This is a genomic window from Vibrio sp. 10N.261.51.F11 (assembly GCF_041471665.1).
GTDB classification, from domain to species: Bacteria; Pseudomonadota; Gammaproteobacteria; order Enterobacterales; family Vibrionaceae; genus Vibrio; species Vibrio crassostreae_C.
Window position 1 is genome coordinate 78,072 of the sequence record NZ_JBFROW010000038.1, and the last position, 17,266, is coordinate 95,337.

Here is a 17,266-nt window from a genome sequence, read left to right on the forward strand (position 1 = left end):
ATAAAAAAATCGGCAATATGAGAGTACATAAATCGCTCAATAGTTCAGGGAAGACTCATGAAAGACGAAACACTCTCGATTCACTTCGGTTACGACACTGATCCAACAACCAAATCGGTTGCCACTCCAATCTACCAAACCGTCGCGTACGAATTCGATGACGCACAACACGGCGCCGACCTCTTCAACCTTGCGGTGCCAGGCAATATCTACACTCGCATAATGAACCCAACCAATGATGTGTTAGAAAAACGCATGGCAGCCTTAGAAGGGGGGATTGCAGGCTTAGTGGTAAGTGCGGGCAGTGCTGCGATCAACTACGCGATTCAGACGTTGGCGCAAATCGGTGACAACATTGTCTCAACGCCTCAGCTTTACGGTGGTACTTACACCCTATTTGCTCACATGTTGCCAAACCAAGGAATTGAAGTTCGTTTTGCTAAAGACGACAAACCAGAAAGCTTAGCGGCACTGATCGATGAAAAAACCAAGGCGGTTTACTGTGAAAGTATCGGTAACCCAGCAGGTAATATTATCGACTTAGAGCGTGTTGCTGAACTTGCTCACGCACAAGGTGTACCTGTGATTGTTGATAACACGGTGGCGACGCCTGTACTGTGTAAACCTATCGATTTTGGTGCTGACATCGTGGTGCACTCACTAACTAAATACGTGGGTGGTCACGGTACAACGTTAGGTGGCGTGATTGTCGACTCAGGTAAATTCCCATGGGCACAGCACAAGGACCGCTTCCCTGTGTTTAATCAGCCAGAGCCTTCTTATCATGGCGTGGTTTATACCGAGGCCTTTGGTGAGGCTGCGTTTATTGGTCGTGCTAGAACGGTTCCCCTACGTAATACAGGTGCAGCACTGTCACCAATGAATGCTTTCATGTTGATGCAAGGTTTGGAGACGTTGTCGCTACGCATGGAGCGACACACAGAGAATGCCTTGAAAGTAGCGGAATACCTCAAGCAACACGAGAAAGTCAGTTGGGTAAGTTACGCTGGCCTGCCTGATTCAGAATTCTATCCACTCGCTGAAAAGTACATGCAAGGTAAGCCATCGGCCATTCTATCTTTTGGTTTAAAAGGCGGTTATGAAGCCGGTGTTCGCTTCTATGATGCACTGCAAATCTTCAAGCGCTTAGTTAACATTGGCGATGCGAAATCTCTCGCTTGTCACCCAGCTTCGACGACACACCGTCAACTAAGCGAAGCTGAACAGAAACAAGCCGGTGTATCACCGGAGATGATTCGCCTATCAGTAGGTATCGAGCACATTGACGATATCTTGGCTGACCTAGAGCAAGCACTGAGCGCTTAATGACGCTACAGCTAGCTCTAACACTGATCGTTAACTAACAGACATAAAAAAGCCCATCACAGGATGGGCTTCTTATTATCTATATCTTAGGTAAGCTGTCGATTACTCAACTGTTACCGCTTTCGCTAGGTTACGAGGTTGGTCAACGTCGGTACCTTTGATTAGTGCGACATGGTAAGACAGCAGCTGCATCGGTACTGTGTAGTAGATAGGCGCTGTTACTTCACTTACGTGAGGCATCTTGATGATCTTCATGTTCTCATCGCTTTCAAAGCCCGCATCTTCATCAGCGAATACGTAAAGTAGACCGCCACGAGCACGCACTTCTTCAACGTTCGATTTCAGCTTCTCTAGCAAGTCGTTGCTTGGTGCAATAACGACTACAGGCATATCTGCATCGATAAGAGCCAAAGGACCGTGCTTAAGCTCACCAGCTGCGTATGCTTCTGCGTGGATGTAAGAGATCTCTTTCAGTTTAAGAGACGCTTCCATCGCGATTGGGTAGAACTCACCACGACCCAAGAACAGTGTGTGATGCTTATCAGCAAAATCAGGTGCCAGTGCTTCAATTTCTTTATCGAACGCTAATGCTTTCTCGATATCAGCAGGCAGTTGGTGAAGTGCTTGAACGATTTCCGCTTCTTTTTCTTCATTGATACGACCTTGTAGACGACCAATTGACGTTACCATCATCAGCATCGCTGCTAGTTGAGTTGTGAAAGCTTTAGTAGAAGCAACACCGATCTCTGTTCCTGCGCGAGTCATGAAGGCAAAATCAGATTCACGAACCAGTGAAGAACCCGCAACGTTACAGATAGTCATTGCAGACATATAACCCTTCTCTTTTGCAAGACGAAGTGCAGCAAGCGTATCCGCCGTTTCACCAGATTGAGACAGAGTCACCAATAGGCTGTTCGGACGAACAACGAAATCACGGTAACGGAATTCAGAAGCAATCTCTACGTCACAGCTTACGCCAGCTAGAGACTCAAACCAGTAACGCGCTGCCATGCCTGAGTTGTAAGACGTACCACATGCGATGATCTGCACGTGTTCAACCTTGCTTAGGATCTCTTCAGCTTTAACGCCGATCGCGTTAGTGATAACCGAAGTGTCAGAGATACGGCCTTCCATTGTATTGATCAGCGCTGTTGGCTGCTCGAAGATCTCTTTCTGCATGAAGTGGCGGTATTGACCTTTGTCACCTGCGTCGTGTTCAGCGTTTGACTCAACGATTTCACGCTCAACACGCTCACCCGCTACATCAAATACCGTAACATCACGACGAGTTACCTCAGCAACATCACCTTCTTCTAGGTACATGAAGCGACGAGTTACGCTCAGTAGCGCCAGTTGATCAGAAGCAAGGAAGTTCTCGCCGACACCAAAACCGATAACGATCGGGCTACCAGAACGAGCTACAACGATACGGCTAGGATCTTTACGATCAACCGCAACCGTGCCGTACGCACCGTCTAATTGTTTTGCTGTTTTCTGTAGCGCTTCAACCAAAGAAGCTGAAGTGCGAAGTTCCCACTCAACTAAGTGAGCAATAACTTCTGTATCCGTTTGTGAAGTAAATACGTAACCACGCTCTTGCAGCATAGCGCGCAGTGCTTCGTGGTTTTCGATAATGCCATTGTGTACAACGGCAATATCACCAGACATGTGTGGGTGTGCGTTCGCTTCAGACGGCTCACCGTGTGTCGCCCAACGTGTATGAGCGATACCTGTACCACCAATCACTTGTTGCTCTTCTACTGCGTCAGCTAGCTCTTGTACTTTACCTAGGCGGCGTACACGAGTTAGGTTAGATTCAGTATCGACTACAGCGACACCAGCTGAATCGTAGCCACGGTATTCTAGACGACGAAGGCCTTCTACTAAAATTTCAGCTACATCACGCTGCGCTACTGCACCAACAATTCCACACATAGTTTCACTCCATCAATTTTGTTTTATTCCTATTGGCAGCAAGCAAAGGCCAAATCTTCATTAAGATCAATTATAGGAAGGTAAATGCATAATACTTAAATTTGTTTTTACGCTGGATCGGTCAGGATCACTCGAACATCATGTGATTCGATACTTGCTTTGGATTCTTCGCCTAAGTCTGTATCGGTAATTAAGATGTCAATGTGTTCCCATGCCAGCTCTAAGTTCGGGATCTTTCGTCCCACCTTTTCCGACTCAACCATCACGATCACTTCTCGTGACACTTCAGCCATTACTTTGCTCAGGCCAACCAGTTCGTTAAACGTGGTTGTACCTCTATCGAGGTCGATACCATCAGCCCCAATAAATAGTTGGTCAAAATCGTAAGCACGAAGTACCGACTCTGCAACTTTGCCTTGGAAAGAGTCCGAATGGGTATCCCAAGTGCCGCCAGTCATTAATAACGTCGGCTCGCTTTCAAGCTCATTAAGCGCATTAGCAACGTGCAATGAGTTGGTCATAACAACCAAGCCACGCTTAGCATTAAGCTGCTGAATTAGAGCACCGGTCGTACTGCCACTATCGATCACGATGCGGTTATGGTCGCGAATTAAATCTGCAGCGGCTTTTGCCAATGAAATCTTTCGAGTCGAAACTTGTTGACCCAGCTCTTCGTTGACAACCTCTTTCGGTAACGAAATCGCACCACCATAACGGCGTAAAAGCTGACCGTTTTTCTCTAAAGACGCCAAGTCCTTTCTAATAGTGACTTCTGAGGTTTCGAACTTAGCGGATAATTCATCAACACTAACCTCCCCTTTTTCATTCACTAGGTTAGAAATTGCATGTCTTCTGAGCTGGGTGTTTCGTTTCGACATTTAAAAAAGGCCATTAAGTTTCGATATGAAACATATTATAGTTACAACGAAACTATTTAGTCCATTTATTTTGATCCAAAAAATTAATAAATAGCGATAAAACCTTGTCCTAAGACAATTGTTAAGCAGTGATATTGAACTCATTAGGTGGTAGAATCCGCACCCGAAAAGAAAAAAAATTACAAAACTGACTGTTATTTTTTTGCAACTTACCCCCTATATAGTGGGGTAAGTCACAGAAAACCGATATTGAATCAAAATCTTTTAGTCATAAAATGACTAAAATTGATGAAAGACTTACAACTCTGAAGGACATATTGGAAGTCCCGCGCTTTTACACAACAGGCACAAAATGTTGATGTAGCGGACCAATCTTCAGAACTTAAATAAATTTCAAATTGTAACAATACTTACCGGAGAGTACCTTCCATGAAAAAGACCAAAATCGTATGTACGATTGGCCCTAAAACTGAATCTGTAGAGAAGCTAACTGAACTAGTAGATGCTGGCATGAACGTTATGCGTCTTAACTTCTCTCACGGTGATTTCGCAGAGCACGGCACTCGTATCGCGAACTTCCGTAAAGTAATGGAAAACAAAGGTGAGCAACTTGCTATCCTTCTAGATACTAAAGGTCCAGAAATCCGTACTATCAAACTTGAAGATGGTAACGACGTAGATCTAGTAGCTGGTCAAGAGTTCACTTTCACAACTGACGCAACAGTTGTTGGTAACAAAGACGTAGTAGCAGTAACTTACCTAGGTTTCGCTAAAGACCTAACAGCAGGTAACACTATCCTTGTTGATGACGGCCTAATCGAAATGGAAGTTATCGCAACAACAGAAACTGAAGTTAAGTGTAAAGTTCTTAACAACGGTGCTCTAGGCGAAAACAAAGGTGTTAACCTTCCTGGCGTTTCTGTTCAACTTCCTGCTCTTTCTGAGAAAGACAAAGCTGACCTTAAGTTTGGTTGTGAGCAAGGCGTAGATTTCGTTGCTGCTTCTTTCATCCGTAAAGAAGAAGACGTTAAAGAAATCCGTGAGCTTCTAAACGCTAACGGCGGCGAGAACATCCACATCATTTCTAAGATTGAAAACCAAGAAGGTGTAGATAACTTCGATTCAATCCTTGAAGCTTCTGACGGCATCATGGTTGCTCGTGGTGACCTAGGTGTTGAAATCCCAGCTGAAGAAGTAATCTTCGCTCAGAAGATGATGATCGAGAAGTGTAACCGTGCACGTAAGATGGTTATCACTGCAACTCAAATGCTTGACTCTATGATCAGCAACCCACGTCCAACTCGTGCTGAAGCGGGTGACGTTGCGAACGCAATCATGGATGGTACTGATGCAGTAATGCTTTCTGGTGAAACTGCTAAAGGTAAGTACCCAGTTGAAGCTGTTACTATCATGGCTCAAATCGCGAACCGTACTGATTCAGCTCTTAAAGCTGAGCTAGGTTCTCGTCTAGACAGCCCACGTCTACGCATCACTGAAGCAGTATGTAAAGGCGCTGTAGACACAGCAGAGAAGCTAGCTGCTCCTCTAATCGTTGTTGCAACTGAAGGCGGTAAATCTGCACGTTCAGTACGTAAGTACTTCCCAACTGCAAACATCCTTGCTCTAACAACTAACGAAAAGACAGCTGCACAGCTAGTTCTAACTAAAGGTGTTAAGCCAGTTCTTGTTGACTCTATCGAGAACACAGACGCGTTTTACATCAACGGTAAAGAAATCGCTCTACAATCTGGCCTAGGTAACAAAGGCGACATCGTAGTTATGGTTTCTGGTGCTCTAGTCGCTTCTGGTACTACAAACACGGCATCTGTTCACGTTCTATAAGAATGAACCGATACGCATAAAATATAAAAGAGGGCTTCGGCCCTCTTTTTTTATGAAACAAATCTTGCCTAACTTTTCAGTACGCTGTATTATCAATCACAATAGAACTACGTACTGTTAACCTCCAACTGACTCTTTCTAAGAGACGGATTAGCAGACTAGAAATCATATATAGATGAGGTTTGTAATGTCTAGTCCTACGCTCACTGACAAAGTATCAAAGATGATTCGCCAAGATATTCTTAATGGTGAGTTAACCCCAGGCCAAAAGCTTGTTGTTGCTGATCTAAAAGCACGCTACAACGTTGGCGCATCCCCTATTCGCGAAGCCTTGGTACAGTTATCTTGGAGCAAATACGTAAAGCTAGAGCCACAAAAAGGCTGCTGGGTATCTCCTGTATCAAAGAAAGAACTGAATGACCTATACGAAAGCCTTCGTGTTGTATCATCGGTTCTGCTTAAAAAAGCGATTGCAGCAGGTGATGAGAGCTGGGAACTGGATGTACTAACGTCTTACCATAAACTATCGCGAGTACAGTACGTATCTGAAGAGTTTGACTGTGTAGAATGGGAAGAGCGCCACCAGCAATTCCATGTCGCACTGCTTGAAGGTGCAGATTCAGAGAACATGTTTAAGTTCTTTGATGACCTAATTAACCAAGTGAAACGTTACCGCTTCCTCGCTATGTCTGCAGAAAGCGCATCTGATGATCTGTTCAATATTGATGAGCACGAAATGATCATGAAACTAGTACTCTCTAAGAATGTAGAACAAGCAACAGAACTGCTTGATCAACACTTACTAGGTTCAATGAAACGAATTGAAGAAGTTATCGAAGCGGCATGATGCCAAGATAGATTCTAACCAAATAAAAACGGAGCCCAGCGGCTCCGTTTTTTTGTTTCCAGTACCACGACTGAACTACCACCCAAAAAACTCTTTGTGATGAGTATTGAGCAGCACAACCATAGGTAAAAAATACAATGCACTAAGTTGAAAGCCAAGAATGGCTAATGTGCCTATGGTTAACCTCACTAAAAAATCGACAAACATACCACGCCTCTTTTAACCAGACTGTATGATCCCCAAACTCTTGCTCCAGCTAACCTAATTCTACTGCTTCCTTTCAAACCATTGAAAAGGCTAGCTAATCAGTTGAATTAAGTTAACGGTGTCATCCTTTTACATCTGGTAAACACTCTATTTATTACACCGTTAAGCACGATGTAATCTGAAGCAAGGTAGTTTACTTATTGTTCATTTTAGCTCAAATTTCCACCAGCATTAGACTTTAGTCTAACTGTATAGATTTTGTGACATAGGTCGCTCAAAAGTGAGATTCCTATAAAAAGGGGGAGAGATAAAGTGAGTCGGGGCCAGCTTGAAGAGGTGAAGCAAAGAGAAGACAGGACTAGATAGAAGCGAACCTAAGCGACATCATCGTAGCTAGGACACATAGAGACCGTATTACGACCAGACGATTTAGATTCGTAAAGCGCAACATCGGCACACTTGTATGAGCGAGTACTGTTACTTGTTAAATCAGTAAAGCCAACACTCACCGTTACCTTAGTTCCGGCTGCCAGTTCAATCTCTATTCGCAAGCGATCCAATACGCGCTTTGCTTCTGGCAGAGACGTGTGTGGCATCAAGAGTGCAAACTCTTCTCCTCCGACACGTGCAACAAAGTCCGTCCCACGAAGGCTATCTTGCAGAAGTTTAGCAACACCAGCGATCACACGGTCACCTTCGTCGTGGCCAAGCTCATCATTGATTCGCTTGAAGTTATCGATGTCCACCAAGGCTAAGCAGGTGGTCGCTTCGATCGGGTAACGCTCAACTAAGCGAGAATAGTAGGCCAGCTGCTCTTCGAATTTTCGTCGGTTCCAGAGATTACTCAAAGAGTCACGTTCACTTAAAATCCTCAAACGTACCTCAAGCTCCTTCCTTACGGAAATATCAACCAACGAGGTGATGTAGTAACTGACTTTGCCTGAATTGTTTTTGACCGCATGCACTCGCATGATCGCAGTAAAAGGAATACGCAGCTTGTTCTTACACTGAACCTCCCCTTCCCATACTTCTTCTTGCTCTAAATGACTCCAAATAGCCGAGCTTGAGAGCACTTGGTCGGTATTCTCAAGCAGCAACTGCAATGCATTTTGACCGATCACCTGTTTTTTGCAGTACCCAGTCATGTTCTCAAATTCGTTGTTGATCATCATTGTGCGGTGCTGCTTGTCAGAGATCATCACTGCCGACATACCATTCAATGCGGCTCGTGCCAATTTACTCTCTAGGCTTCGGCGTCGGCAGTGCGTCACCAGGTAAGCAAACGGGAAAGCGAATATCAGCACCGTAATCAGAACAATGATCTCTTCATGGGCCAAATCATCTAGATCACGCTCAGCCCGATCCATCAGTTGCTTTTGATTAAGTTGAATCAGTAAATGGACCTTTTGACTGTTCGCGAGCATAACCGTGTTAAAGGCAAACAAATTACCATCTTCAAAAACGTATCCCACCTGATCATTGGAGATCGCATCCCACGTCTTCGGCGCGATATTTTTCAGGTTATAGCCTTTTCTTTCAGGAATAGAGTCTCCGAACAACTTACCGCTGTTGTTACTCGCGATGAAGTAACCCGCGTCATTGAGAACTTCTGCTCTAAGATCGTTATCTGGTGAAAAGCTCAGACGCGACGATAAGCCCCATACATCAAGATTGATGACGAGGTAGCCTACTCTTTCGTCAGGGGTTTCTACTGGGGTAAAGACACGGATTACCGGCGAATAAGGGAAGGTGACTTCACCATGCTCAGTTTCAAGCTCAATACCCCAACCGCCAATCTGTTCGGCTTCTAGTTTTTGAGCGTATTGGAAGTAGTTAGAATCCGACCTATCTTGCAGCTGTTGAGGAAACGTCACTCTACCGGTATCAGAGGAATAGTTAACACGCACCAATTCTTTGCCAGTGACATCTAACAGATGGATTTGTGTATACCACTTCTGGTTCACGAGAACAGATTGCCAGACCTCTTCAAGTAGATGTTTGGTTTGGTCTGAGGGAGAGGAAGCAAAGTTAACCAAGCTCTGGCTATGACTGAGTAGCTCCATGACCGAGACTAACTGAGTCTTGAGAAGATCATAATCTCGCTTGGCATACACTAACTGATGAACGGCTTGCTTAGCTGAGTAGTCAAAGCTCTGCTGTTTTACTTCTTTGTAGCGCTGCAAATAATACAGACATACTGCAGAAGACAATATGATAGAGATAATCAGCAATGTAATTATTGATTTTTTATTTCGCATTGCTAACTCAGATGAATGGAAGTGCAGCGCGGGATTATAGCACTCTAAAAAATTAACAAAATAAAAGCCGCTTAAAAAAGCGGCTTTAAAGTTATTTTTTAAAGACTTATCGTCTAGGCTTTCAACGCACGTTCGCCTCGTGCGATGCCAACAACACCACTTCGAGCTACTTCAAGCACTTCCGTCACTTCAGACAGCGCCTGAATGAAGGCATCCAGTTTCTCGCTAGTACCCGCCATTTGAACCGTATATTGAGAAGCCGTAACATCAACGATCTGACCACGGAAGATATCCGCTGTGCGCTTCACTTCCGCACGAGCAAAGCCGCTCGCACGTACTTTTACCATCAACAGCTCACGTTCAATGTGTTCAAGTTCAGACACTTCTTGTACTTTAAGTACGTCGATTAGCTTATGCAGTTGTTTCTGAATCTGCTCAAGCTGCATTTCGCTCGAGTTAGTAGTGACGTTCAAACGAGACAGCGTCGGATCATCGGTTGGAGATACGTTCAAAGACTCGATGTTGTAGCCACGCTGAGAAAACAAGCCAACCACACGAGAAAGCGCACCAGGTTGGTTTTCCATTAGTAGTGAAATAATGTGTCTCATATTATGTTCTCTCCGTTTTGCTTAGCCACATGTTATCCATACCCTCGCCTTTGATCTGCATTGGGTATACGTGCTCGGTGTCATCCACACTAATATCGACAAATACCAAACGGTCTTTCATCGCTAGTGCTTTTTCCAAACCTGATTCCAGTTCATCCGGAGATGAAATACGCATACCAACGTGGCCATAAGCCTCAGCAATAGCAGCAAAATCAGGAACAGAGTCCATATATGAGTTAGAGTAACGGCCTTGATAAACAATGTCTTGCCACTGTTTTACCATGCCTAGGAAACGGTTGTTAAGGTTAATAATCTTAACAGGAATATTGTATTGCAGCGCAGTCGACAGCTCTTGGATATTCATTTGAATGCTGCCATCACCGGTTACCACAACCACCTCTTCATCTGGCTTAGCAAACTTAACGCCCATACCAGCAGGCAGGCCAAAGCCCATCGTGCCTAGACCACCAGAGTTAATCCAACGACGTGGCTTGTTAAACGGGTAGTATAAAGCAGCAAACATTTGGTGTTGACCTACGTCAGAAGCAACATAGGCATCGCCATTGGTTACTTTATGCAGTGTTTCAATTACTTGCTGTGGTTTGATGCGCTCAGACGATTTCTCGTAAGCTAGGCAGTCACGCTCTTGCCACTGCTTGATTTCACTCCACCAGCTTTCAATCGCTTCTGCATCGTTAGTGCCGCCTTGCTCAACGAGCAAGTTCACCATGCTCTCTAGAACCTTTTCAGCAGAACCTACAATCGGTAGATCCACTTTTACGTTCTTAGAGATCGAAGATGGGTCGATATCAATGTGCATGATCTTCGCATCAGGGCAGTACTTATCTAGGTTATTAGTCGTTCGATCATCGAAACGTACGCCAATACCAAAGATCAAATCCGCATTGTGCATCGCCATATTGGCTTCATATAAACCATGCATGCCTAACATACCCAAAGAGTTCTTATGGGTGCCAGGGAAAGCGCCAAGCCCCATTAGGGTGCTTACCACAGGTAAATTCAGTGCCTCTGCTAATTTTAACAGCGGCTTATCTGCCTCAGAAATAACCGCACCACCACCGACATAAAGTACCGGCTTCTTCGCTTCAAGAAGGGCTTTTAGCGCCTTTTTGATCTGACCTTTATGACCCGTAACCGTTGGGTTATACGAACGCATTTTGAGCGTTTCTGGGTATTCATAAGGAAGCTTGATTTGTGGGTTTAAGATATCTTTCGGCAGATCAATAACCACAGGACCGGGACGCCCTGTCGTTGAAATATAGAATGCTTTTTTAACGACTTCAGGGATATCTTCCGCTTTCTTAACTAAGAAGCTGTGTTTAACGATCGGGCGTGATACACCCACGATGTCACACTCTTGGAAGGCGTCATTACCAATGAGGTTATTTGGTACGTTACCAGAAATAACAATCATTGGGATTGAGTCCATGTAGGCGGTTGCAATACCAGTAACGGTATTGGTCGCACCTGGACCAGAACACACAAGTACTACACCCGGTTTACCGGTAGAACGAGTATAGCCATCTGCCATGTGGGTAGCGGCTTGTTCGTGTCGCACTAATACGTGTTTAATTTCAGCAGTTTTAGCATGCAACGCATCGTAGATATCAAGTACAGAACCACCTGGGTAACCAAAGATTTGTTCTACACCCTCTTCAATTAGAGACTGCACCACCATCTCAGCGCCGGATAACATTTCAGCGCCGGATGACATGGCTGTTTCAGGTTTTGTTGTCATATTGCTCTCCTCACCAGTTTCCAATCATATTTGGTGAACATGTTGGGCTGGTTTTTCATAGTCTAGGGCTTATTCGTAGCCTAATTCGAAATACTTCCACTTTTTCGGCTATGGCTGTCTGTCGTGATAACAACAAACAGTAATACGAAACAACTTTAACGCTTTATTATCATCTGGTCTAACACCTGTTATTCGGCAACTGTGCCAAAAAACCAACTATTAGCTCAAAGCATTAAGTAAAACCCAACCCAGCCCCCCCACGCCAGGTTTAAACACTAGTTAGCGAACAAAAAAAAGCACTTAATATTTTAATAGATCGCTATTTATCGATAAACCGCGAGCTTGCTGGTGTGCGCTTTCGCACATTGTGCTGTGTCATTAGATACAAAAAATCCCCCTAAAAATGCAATCACATTCGTAGGGGGATTTTTAAACAACTGAAAATTTATCTAAGCAGAAAACTACTTATCTTTAGGCTTTTCGTTGTACATTTCTTCGATTTCGTCTTGATACTTATCGTTGATAACTTTACGACGCAATTTTTGAGTTGGTGTCAGTTCACCATCATCCATAGAAAATGCTTTTGGTAGCAGTTTGAATTTCTTCACTTGCTCAAACTTAGCCAGTTCTTGCTGTAGGTCATTCACACGCTTTTCTAGCATCTCGACGATTTGGTGGTGCTTAACCAGTTCAACGCGATCGTGATACTTGATATTAAGCTCTTTGGCGTACTCTTCTAGCGAGTCATAACAAGGAACAATCAGCGCAGAAACGAATTTGCGTGTATCAGCGATAACAGCAATCTGTTCGATAAAGTGATCTTTACCAATCGCACCTTCAACCACTTGCGGGGCAATATACTTACCACCAGAAGTTTTCATCAGCTCTTTGATACGATCAGTAATGAACAGGTTACCATTTTCATCAAAATGACCCGCATCACCGGTTTTCAAGAAACCGTGCTCATCGAATGTCTTAGCTGTCTCTTCTGGCATCTTGTAGTAGCCACGCATCACCATTGGACCGCGAACAAGAATCTCGTCCTTAGCACCAATTTTTACTTCTGCGCCCGGCATCGACATACCAATCGAATCAGGGTTAAAACAGCGATCATCCCAACAAGATACTGTTGCCGTGGTTTCTGTCATGCCGTAGCCAAGTTTTACGTTGATGCCGATAGCATGGAAGAAACGACCAATCGTCTCATCAAGCTTCGCGCCACCACATGGCATGAAGTTGATGTTACCGCCGAGTAGAGCGCGCAGTTTAGATAGCACAAGCTTATCAGCTAGCGCATGGCTCTTCTTCAGCATCAACGATGGAGTACGACCTTCTTGGTGACAAACTGAAAGCTTTGCTCCCATGTTCACCGCCCAAGTAAATAGCACTTTACGAATAAATGGTGCTTTAGATACCTTCTCGTGAATCGCAGAGAAAATCTTCTCGTAGAAACGTGGAACCGCACACATTACGGTTGGCTTCACGTCGCTCAGCGCGTCACGCACCTGCATGGTATCTTGCAAGTAACAGTTGGTTGCGCCTTTATAGAGAACGTAGAAAGTCCACGCACGCTCAAATACGTGAGATAGAGGTAAGAAACACAATGAGACATCGTCTTTGCTTAAACTTAGACGCTCGTCATGGCCTTCTAATTGATAGCCAATATTGGTGTAATCAAGCATTACGCCTTTCGGCTGGCCAGTAGTACCAGAGGTATAGATAAGAGTCAGCAGGTCGTCCATGCTTGCATCAGCAAGACGCACGTCAAGTTCAGCTTGTTGTGCTTCAACGCCACGCGCCATGAAATCATTCCAAGATACCGCAAAGCTATGGCCTTGAAGATCGATATCATCAGACATCGCGACAACCACTTCTAGCTGTTCACACTCTTCGAATAGGCTCACCGCCGCGTCAAATTGAACTTGCTCACCAACGAATAAGATCTTCACATCCGCATTTTGGATGATGTAAGACGACTGTGCTGCTGTGTTGGTTGGATAAATCGGCACAGTCACAAGACGTGCTTGTAACGATGCAAAATCTGCCACGGTCCATTGAGGCATATTGTTCGAATAGATACCGATCTTATCCTGAACTCTCAGTCCTTGAGCCAACAGTGCTAATGAAAGCGTATCGATTTGTTGTCCAAACTGTTCCCAGCTAATGCCTTGCCATACATTGTCTACTTTGTGCTTCAAAGCTGTACGGTTGCCGCCTTGGGCAATTTGGTCACGAAGTCTTTTTACGATATGAAAATCTAAATTGGCCATCTCTTTACCTTTAGGCTTACACCTGTAAGCTTTTTTGAGCGCACAAGTGTACCTCTGATCATGGAAAAGGCAACTGATGAAGCTCAAAGTTATAAGTAATAGTACGTCTAACGCTAAGTTTTCTATCAACAAAAATAGCAGGTACAAAAAAGCCCCAAGCCAGACTCCTAGCTTAGGGCTTATAAAACATAGGGATTAGTGTCTAGTTAAGTGCCACTACTTCGCCACAGATCATCATTAACTGATCTCGTAACCAAATGTGTCCTTTGTCCTTTTCACTTGATTCGTGCCAGCTTAGGAAGCCAGAAATCGCCGCATTATCGAATGGGAAATCTAGAATCTGAAGCTGCTCTTTGTTTGCTGCATGTTCTACCATCCAACGAGGAGCAATTGTTACTAGTTCAGATTGGCCTACAACGTAAAGAACGTTGCTTAAGCTCGTACCTTCGTAGAAAGGCGTGCAATCTAGGTCACGGTAAGCTTGCTCAGAGAAGCTACGTTGACCATGGATGCGAGACAGTTTTGCGTGCTTTTCGTTAAGCAGCTCTGCCGCAGAAACTTCACCGTTGATACGTGGGTGAGAAGCAGAAGCAACCACAACTAATTCGTCTTGGAAGATTTCAGTGCTTGAGAAGCCTTGCTCATCAAAACGAGCGTAATCAATAACGAAGTCGATTTCTTGGTAGCGCATACGCTCAGAAAGTTGACGATCGAATTCAGCATCCATGTGCAGTTTCACGCTAGGTGCTTGCTCGTTGATTGTCGACATAATCTTAGGAGCAAAACGCATATCACAAGGGCTGCAAATCGCTAGTTTGAACAGGCGAGAAGACGACTCTGGAGAGAACACAGAACTTGGTAGTTCGTTGCGTACTAACTGTAGCGCTTGGCGGATTGGACCAAACAACTGACGAGCACGTTGAGTCGGTTGAATACCACGACCTTGACGCATGAATAGTTCGTCGTTAAACATCACTTTTAGACGAGCAACAGCGTTACTTACAGCAGGCTGAGACATACCCAGATTGTGAGCTGCACGTGTAATGTTTTGCTCTTGCATAACTGCATCAAATACAGTCAAAAGATTTAAGTCGACTCCACGAAGTGTGCTTTCCATTCTGTAGCTTGCAATAGCACTCATTGCGTCTTTCTTATCTAACATTCAAGTTGCCTCTTGTCGGTTCGACAGCGTTAAATTGGTAATGGTATGAGAATAGATAACCACTAATTCTTATATTTATCAGACCGATGTTTTTCGGATTGACATTACTATTAACCAATGCATCTCGAGCTACCAACAAGATTGATAAAGAATAATTTTATTTTACCTTAATGATTAAACAACATCTAAAAATCAATTATTTATAGAGTTATAAAAAAACATAAAATGCGTCACTTATGAGTTTAATTTCGACTTATTTAGCTGTTCTATCGTTTGGTTACATTTGTTACAATTTATTGAACTCGTGAATTGTTCAACCGGTCAATTCAGAAATAGCACTTATGAGTTAGGTGAGCGATGCATAACTTGGAAAGTCGACCTTGTCCCAAAGTTGCTTTCTTAAATCATCTTGATTAGACCAATTCCCTGCTAATACCCACTCAACGAGTGCACTTGCCACGTCTTGATAGGTGACCACTTCGGCCTGTTTTTCACTGAGCCAAGCGCGCAAGATAGCCGCATCTAAAAACGTCATGGTTTGAGCTAACCCAAGGGCCTCTAGCGTCGCCACATTGCTCTGTTGTTCGAACTGTCCTTCGAGTGGTTTGAGAAGCAATTTCTTCCCCAAAGTTAGGGCTTCAGATGGCAATTCAAAGCCGCCATTTGCGACCACACCAGAGCACTGATTGAGGTCGAATTGAAAGCCCGCATGACTCAGTGGTTTGAACTCAATATTTTCAACTCGGCTATGCTCAATCACATCCGGGTGGTAACAGACAAAGTTTTGCGAAATGAACTTCATCAGCAGCTCTGAGATCGACTCAAGATCCTCAAATGGCAAATAGACCAACGTAAAGTCTTGTGTTGTTTTTATTTGTTGCTCACCAACCAGCGTGTGAACGATAGGCGGCAAAATCGGCTGTTCAAAGTGATACCAGTGCAAGCCAATAGAGTGCTCGGTTGGGGCGAAATGTTGAATCACTGAATGTTCAATCCAGTTGCCCCCTTCTTTGGGTACATCATAACGAAACGCATTCTGGTGGCTGATCCCAATGCATGGCACACCTTGTCTCTTAGCCGCCCATGCAGTGACAGGCTCAAAATCATTAATCACTAAGTCATAAGGCGTAAGATCGATCTGGTCAATCTCACGGAGAAATCGCCAGATGTTGTTCTTCATGAATGTTTTGCCGTATTTAACCTGCCCCTGCTCGCTGTAAAAAGTTAAGCCGCTGCGGGTCTGATAGTTGCCAAACGCTTCCATCGAAAAGTATTTGCTCTCATCTCGCCCAGAGAACAGAAAATCGACATCAATATTTTGCTGACGAAAAGCGACGGCCATTGCTCTCGCTCGAGCGATGTGCCCATTTCCTGTGCCTTGTACGCCATATAAAATTTTCATGCATGTTCCTTTAAATTTACCACTTAAGCTCGGCAGTGGTTGCCAACAAAATAATTACAGGATGAAGCTGATAGCGAGGCTGGTACAAGCGATGCCCAAGGCTGCGCCAATCAGTACGTCCGTTAAAAAGTGCACACCGAGCAGGATTCGAGAGCCTGCAATCGCAGTTGCCCACACCAAGCTAAAGAGGTACAAGCTCGGATAGAAATGCCCGATTAGGGTCGCCATAACAAAAGCAGCAGCGGAATGCCCTGAAGGCAGACTGTATTTATCGGATGGCACAATATGAGAGTGAAGTAGTGAAGAGAATTCAGCTGGTCGACGGCGCTTGAGGGTATTTTTAGCAAACCAGTAAATAGGCAGTTCGATTGCGAAGGCGGTTAAGCCCACCAAAAGAAAGTCTCGACCGGTGTTGCTATCGACCAGCAGTGCAATCAAGGCAATCAAAACATAAAGGTGTCCATCTCCAGTATGAGACACCGCTTTACTGAGCGTTGCATGTTGCCCGCCATAGCGGTTGTTTAAACAGAAAACAGAAAATGCCACATCCCAGCGGACAATAGGTTCGATAGTACGCATACGATCTCCTTAACAATCCTTATTCAGTTAAGGCTCAAGTTATGCCCAACAAATGACAGTTAAGTGACGTTTTGAATGAACTAAAATGAAATTTCCCATGCTTGATAGACAGGTCAATGGATCAAGTCAGGATGGCGATAGAAGCGACCGATAAAAATAAAGCGACCCAAGGCCTAATGCCGTTCACTTAAGA

12 protein-coding genes are annotated in these 17,266 nt (G+C 44.4%); 3 read left to right on the forward strand and 9 right to left on the reverse strand.

All coding sequences use genetic code 11. The features are described from left to right. Positions 1-57 precede the first annotated feature (57 nt). Positions 58-1,326 carry an O-acetylhomoserine aminocarboxypropyltransferase/cysteine synthase family protein gene (locus AB4351_RS13860; RefSeq protein WP_372126307.1) on the forward strand — a complete coding sequence of 423 codons (1,269 nt, stop codon included), beginning with the start codon at positions 58-60 and terminating at the stop codon, positions 1,324-1,326. Positions 1,327-1,428: 102 nt separating this feature from the next. Here the strand turns inward: AB4351_RS13860 and glmS are convergent, their stop codons facing one another. Both glmS and AB4351_RS13870 read right to left on the reverse strand, forming a co-directional pair. Continuing rightward, positions 1,429-3,261 (reverse strand): glutamine--fructose-6-phosphate transaminase (isomerizing), encoded by a 1,833-nt coding sequence (gene glmS, locus AB4351_RS13865; RefSeq protein ID WP_017061405.1) that lies wholly within the window; start codon positions 3,259-3,261, stop codon positions 1,429-1,431. Between the two features lie 107 nt (positions 3,262-3,368). Beyond that, positions 3,369-4,139 carry a DeoR/GlpR family DNA-binding transcription regulator gene (locus AB4351_RS13870; RefSeq protein WP_017061404.1) on the reverse strand — a complete coding sequence of 257 codons (771 nt, stop codon included), beginning with the start codon at positions 4,137-4,139 and terminating at the stop codon, positions 3,369-3,371. A gap of 429 nt (positions 4,140-4,568) precedes the next feature. Between AB4351_RS13870 and pykF the strand changes: the two genes are divergently transcribed. Continuing rightward, complete coding sequence (gene pykF / locus AB4351_RS13875) at positions 4,569-5,981, forward strand: pyruvate kinase PykF (RefSeq protein ID WP_017061403.1); 1,413 nt, start codon at positions 4,569-4,571, stop codon at positions 5,979-5,981. 175 nt (positions 5,982-6,156) lie between these two features. Beyond that, a complete protein-coding gene (locus AB4351_RS13880) occupies positions 6,157-6,828 on the forward strand; it encodes a GntR family transcriptional regulator (RefSeq protein WP_080582236.1) in 672 nt (223 codons plus the stop codon). Between the two features lie 581 nt (positions 6,829-7,409). Here the strand turns inward: AB4351_RS13880 and AB4351_RS13885 are convergent. From AB4351_RS13885 to AB4351_RS13915, 7 genes are all read right to left on the reverse strand, one after another. Continuing rightward, on the reverse strand, positions 7,410-9,293 hold the full coding sequence (locus tag AB4351_RS13885; protein WP_017068819.1) for a diguanylate cyclase: 1,884 nt from the start codon (positions 9,291-9,293) through the stop codon (positions 7,410-7,412). Between the two features lie 113 nt (positions 9,294-9,406). Then, entirely contained in the window at positions 9,407-9,901 is a 495-nt protein-coding gene (gene ilvN, locus AB4351_RS13890; RefSeq protein WP_008219984.1) for an acetolactate synthase small subunit, read from the reverse strand. Position 9,902: 1 nt separating this feature from the next. After that, positions 9,903-11,660 (reverse strand): acetolactate synthase 3 large subunit, encoded by a 1,758-nt coding sequence (locus tag AB4351_RS13895; RefSeq protein WP_017062926.1) that lies wholly within the window; start codon positions 11,658-11,660, stop codon positions 9,903-9,905. A 461-nt stretch (positions 11,661-12,121) separates the two neighbouring features. Beyond that, entirely contained in the window at positions 12,122-13,930 is a 1,809-nt protein-coding gene (locus AB4351_RS13900) for a long-chain fatty acid--CoA ligase (protein WP_017062927.1), read from the reverse strand. A 202-nt stretch (positions 13,931-14,132) separates the two neighbouring features. Next, the gene (gene leuO / locus AB4351_RS13905; RefSeq protein WP_017061397.1) at positions 14,133-15,092 is read right to left on the reverse strand and encodes a transcriptional regulator LeuO; all 960 of its coding nucleotides are present in this window, start codon (positions 15,090-15,092) and stop codon (positions 14,133-14,135) included. 346 nt (positions 15,093-15,438) lie between these two features. Continuing rightward, the gene (locus tag AB4351_RS13910) at positions 15,439-16,494 is read right to left on the reverse strand and encodes an MJ1255/VC2487 family glycosyltransferase (RefSeq protein WP_372126309.1); all 1,056 of its coding nucleotides are present in this window, start codon (positions 16,492-16,494) and stop codon (positions 15,439-15,441) included. Positions 16,495-16,548: 54 nt separating this feature from the next. Beyond that, positions 16,549-17,073 (reverse strand): phosphatase PAP2 family protein, encoded by a 525-nt coding sequence (locus AB4351_RS13915; protein ID WP_017062930.1) that lies wholly within the window; start codon positions 17,071-17,073, stop codon positions 16,549-16,551. Positions 17,074-17,266 lie beyond the last annotated feature (193 nt).